This window comes from Streptomyces sp. MnatMP-M17, from assembly GCF_900091995.1.
Classification (GTDB): Bacteria; Actinomycetota; Actinomycetes; order Streptomycetales; family Streptomycetaceae; genus Streptomyces.
In genome coordinates this window covers 1-4,467 of the sequence record NZ_FMDK01000051.1, presented here as the reverse complement: position 1 = coordinate 4,467, position 4,467 = coordinate 1, and the positions used below count along the sequence as shown (strand labels likewise).

4 protein-coding genes are annotated in these 4,467 nt (G+C 69.6%); 2 read left to right on the top strand and 2 right to left on the bottom strand.

Annotated features, from left to right (window positions below; translation table 11 throughout):
- Positions 1-172 precede the first annotated feature (172 nt).
- Positions 173-862: a DUF461 domain-containing protein gene (locus tag GA0115259_RS02975; RefSeq protein WP_093590403.1), complete on the top strand. Its 690-nt coding sequence runs from the start codon at positions 173-175 to the stop codon at positions 860-862.
- Between the two features lie 235 nt (positions 863-1,097).
- Here GA0115259_RS02975 and GA0115259_RS02970 read toward each other — a convergent pair whose 3' ends face one another.
- Both GA0115259_RS02970 and GA0115259_RS02965 read right to left on the bottom strand, forming a co-directional pair.
- Complete coding sequence (locus GA0115259_RS02970) at positions 1,098-1,778, bottom strand: two-component system response regulator PhoP (protein WP_046498012.1); 681 nt, start codon at positions 1,776-1,778, stop codon at positions 1,098-1,100.
- Positions 1,775-3,061 (bottom strand): two-component system sensor histidine kinase PhoR, encoded by a 1,287-nt coding sequence (locus GA0115259_RS02965; protein ID WP_237539717.1) that lies wholly within the window; start codon positions 3,059-3,061, stop codon positions 1,775-1,777. Before GA0115259_RS02965 ends, GA0115259_RS02970 begins: the two co-directional genes overlap by 4 nt.
- A 320-nt stretch (positions 3,062-3,381) precedes the next feature.
- Between GA0115259_RS02965 and phoU the strand changes: the two genes are divergently transcribed.
- The gene (phoU, locus tag GA0115259_RS02960; RefSeq protein ID WP_093590400.1) at positions 3,382-4,062 is read left to right on the top strand and encodes a phosphate signaling complex protein PhoU; all 681 of its coding nucleotides are present in this window, start codon (positions 3,382-3,384) and stop codon (positions 4,060-4,062) included.
- The last annotated feature ends 405 nt before the right edge of the window (positions 4,063-4,467 follow it).

Genomic DNA, 4,467 nt, shown 5'->3' with positions numbered 1-4,467 from the left:
GCGGCGCCAGGGCGCTGGAGGCGGGTCGGGTGCGGGGCGCCGGCGACGGCTCGGTAACCTAAGCCCGCTGAAGGCCTTGAGCACCGTCGGTACCGCCGACACCGCGCCAGGTTCTCGGTGTTGTCCAGCCCTGAGCCCTATCCGTCCGTACGTCCTAGGAGTTGCCGCCGCCGTGAGCCGCAGCCTTCGACGCGGCGTCCTCGCCGCTTCTGCCCTCGTGTTCTCGCTTGCCCCGCTCACCGCGTGCGGCGCAGGCAACAACGCGCAGACGCTCGGCGTCAAGCCGGACAGCGCCGCCACCTCCGTGGGTGATATCTCCATCCAGAACGCGACGGTGGTCACCCAGCCCGAGGCCAACGCGGAGGGCCCCGCCGTTGTCACCGGCACGGTCTTCAACAACGGCAGGAGCGGACAGACGCTCGACTCGATCACGCTGCCCGGCACCAGCGCCGCCGTGAAGCTCTCGCCCGCCTCGGGATCGGGACCGATCACCGTGCCGGCCGGCGGCTGGGTCCAGCTCGGCGGTGAGGGCAACGCGTCCGCCGTGATCGAGAACGGCCGCGAGGCCGCGAAGGACGGCGACGCGCAACAGGTCGTGTTCACGTTCAGCGAGACCGGTGATGTGGGGCTGCGCGCCTTCGTCTTCCCGTCGGACACCTACTTCAAGGGCGTCGGCCCGAGCGCCCTGCCGTCGCCGTCGCTCTCGGCTCCCGTGTCGCCGTCGCCGGGCGCGTCGGGCACGCCCGCCGGATCCGTCTCCGGCTCTCCGGCGGACGCGCAGTCGGGCGCGGCCGGCGGGCCGCTCACCACCACGGAAAACACGTCGAGCCCGTCGGACTCCGCGTCCGCCTCCACTCACTAGAGGCAGCAGAGGCGGCAGAGCAAGTAGAGCCAGGACACGCCACAACGCACGCAGCGCTGTGGCGTCCCGCCCGGAAGAGAAGGACCGGGCAGGGCGCCACAGCGCTGCGGCTTTGAAGCTGCTGCTGTGAATGCTGCGGCTGTGAGCACGATCACGCACGCACGATCACGCGCGTACGCTCAGGCGCACGCGCGCGGCAAAACAAGGTTCCGCTGGGCCGGAGGGTCGGGCCGGTTTACGGCTCGAACTTGTAGCCCAGTCCTCGCACCGTCACCAGATAGCGCGGAGCGCCCGGGTCCGGTTCGATCTTCGCGCGAAGACGCTTGACATGAACGTCGAGAGTCTTGGTGTCACCGACATAGTCCGCGCCCCAGACCCGGTCGATGAGCTGCATACGGGTCAGCACACGGCCCGCGTTGCGCAGCAGCATCTCCAGCAGGTCGAACTCCTTCAGCGGCAGATCCACCTTGCCGCCGGAGACCGTGACGACATGGCGGTCCACGTCCATCCGTACCGGGCCCGCCTCCAGCGCGGCCGGCGTGACCTCCTCCGGCTCGCCCCGACGGCGGAGCACGGCGCGGATACGGGCGACCAGCTCGCGCGAGGAGAAGGGCTTGGTCACATAGTCGTCGGCCCCTATTTCCAGGCCGACGACCTTGTCGATCTCGCTGTCCTTGGCGGTGACCATGATCACCGGGACATTGGACCTGCCGCGCAGCTGACGGCAGACCTCGGTGCCCGGCAGGCCGGGCAGCATCAGGTCGAGGAGGACGAGGTCGGCGCCGTTGCGTTCGAACTCGTCGAGCCCCGCGGGCCCGGTGGTCGCGATCGCGACCTCGAAGCCTTCCTTGCGGAGCATGTAGGAAAGGGCGTCGCTGAAGGATTCCTCATCCTCGACGACGAGCACTCGGGTCACGGAAGGACCTCCGGGGCAGCAATCACGGTCGGGGGATCATCCAGCTCAAGGCTGGTCTCGGTGTCGGTGTCGGTGTCGCTGTGATGGGCGGTCCGGTCGTCGTCGTCAGGGATCACGGATGAGCGATCCCGTACGGCGCCGGCCTCGGGCAGCCTCAGGGTGAAGGTGGAGCCCTGGCCCTCCGAGCTCCATACGGTGACCTCCCCGCCGTGCGAGGCGGCCACATGCTTGACGATGGCGAGGCCGAGCCCCGTACCGCCGGTGGCCCGGGAGCGGGCCGGGTCGACGCGGTAGAACCGTTCGAAGATCCGCTCCCGGTCCTTCTCCGAGATACCTATGCCCTGATCGGTCACCGCTATCTCGATCAGGTCGCCGCCGGTGGCGGAGACGCGGTGCGCGGCGATACCGACGCGCGTACGGGCCGGAGAGTAGTTGACGGCGTTCTCGACGAGATTGCCGAGGGCCGCGGCGAGCTGGCCGCGATTGCCCCACACATGGAGATGGACGGTGCCGCCCGACGCCATGGTGATCTGTTTGGTGGACGCGGCGTGCCGGGACCGGTCGATGGCCTCGGCGACGAGTTCGTCCACGCGTACGGGCTCGGCGTCCTCCAGCGGGTCGTCGTTCTGCACCCGGGAGAGATCGATGAGCTCCTGTACGAGATTGGTGAGCCGGGTCGCCTCGATCTGCATCCGGCCGGCGAAGCGGGTGACCGCCTCGGGATCGTCCGAGGCGTCCATGACAGCCTCGGAGAGCAGGGAGAGCGCACCCGTGGGCGTCTTCAGCTCGTGGCTGACATTCGCCACGAAATCACGCCGTACGGCTTCGATCCGGCGCGCCTCGGTGAGGTCCTCGACCAGGAGGAGCACCAGCCGGGAGCCGAGCGGAGCGACACGGGCGGAGACGGCGAGCGCCTCGCCGCGGCCCGTACCGCGCCTGGGCAGATCGAGCTCGACCTGCCTTATCTCGCCGTCCCGCCGGGTGTCCCGCGCCATGTGGAGCATCGGCTCGACGGCGAGCTTGCCGCCTCTGACCAGCCCGAGCGCGTACGCCGCAGAACTGGCCTTGACGACGGAGTCGCTCTCGTCGAGCACGACGGCGGAGGAGCGCAGTACGGAGAGCACGGTGTCGACACCCGGAGGCAGCACGGCGTCCGTGTGCAGGGAGGTACGGGTGGGCCGTGCCTGGTCGCGCTCGCTCCAGCGGAACGCCAGCATGGCGATCACGCCGGTGCACACCCCGGCGATCGCTGCCAATGCGGCGACCGCCGCGTTCACGTCCATGCGACCAGGTTACGGGCGCCCGAGGACAGTCTCCCAGCCGTCGAGGTGTCTCCTCCGACACTCGTCGCCCAGAGTTCACCAAGGGAATAGCGCTGGTTCATTTGTGCGGGAGGCGCCCGACGCGTAACGGACAGAACGTGGGAACGTGGGGGGCCACATCGCGGGCCGGGCCCCGGTCGAAGCCGCGCTCGGGCCCGGCCGGAGCCGCGCCCGGCCCTCGGTCGAAGGTCCGACTCCGGGTGGTCGAAGGCCCGGCCTCGGGTGGAGAACGTCAAGGTCAAGCAAGGTCAGCAGGTCAAAGTCAAGAGAGGGAACACCCCATGCGGGACGCGTACCACGAGGAACTGGACTCGATAGGCGAGGACCTGGTCGAGATGGCCCGGCTGGTCGGTTCCGCCATCGGCCGTGCCACGACGGCCATGCTCGACGCCGATCTCAAGCTCGCCGAGAGCGTGATCGCCGCCGATCAGCGGGTCGACGACCTCCAGCACGACCTGGAGGCCAGGGCCATCGCGCTGCTGGCCAGGCAGCAGCCGGTCGCGACCGATCTGCGGATCGTGGTCACCTCGCTGCGGATGAGCGCGGACCTGGAGCGCTCGGGCGACCTGGCGCAGCATGTCGCCAAGCTGGCGCGGCTCCGCTTCCCGGGCTCGCCCGTGCCGCACGACCTGCACGCGACGCTGCTGGAGATGGGGCAGCTCGCGCAGCGGCTGATGGCGAAGACGGCCGAGGTCATCATCACCAAGGACGTCGAGCTGGCCCTCCAGCTCGAACAGGATGACGACGAGATGGACCTGCTGCACCGCACGCTCTTCCAGCATCTGATGGACGACCGGTGGAAGCACGGCATCGAGACGGCGGTCGATGTGACGCTGCTCGGCCGCTACTACGAGCGGTTCGCGGACCACGCGGTCGCAGTCGCCAACCGTGTCGTCTACCTGGTGACGGGCGAGCACGCGGACGAGATCCAGCCGGTGGAGACGCCGGTCGAGGGAGCGTAGGCGAAGGCGGGGCCGGTACGGCGGGTTCGGCGGGTCGGTTTCGGTACGGGAGTTCGGTTTCGGCACGGCGGGTCCGGACGTCAAGGCGCGGCCGTCAACAGACGGCCGTCAAGGTACGGCCGGGCACAGTGCACTCGAAAGATGGGCGGGCGCACAGAGGTGTTTGCGCGTATGCGCCGGAGATGCGCCGTTGATGCGCCCGCCACAGCGGGCATGCAATGGGCACAGGCGCCATCCGTGCACGCCTTTGAGGAGGATCCCATGGCCGATTCCCCTACGACCGAACCCCGCCCGGAAGCCCCGGCCGAAGCGCTGCACCTGCCCGTTCTCGGCGCGTGCGGCTGCGGTTCAAGCTGCGGCTGCGGCTGCCAGTCGGGCGGCTCATGCCAGTGCGGCGGCGGGCGG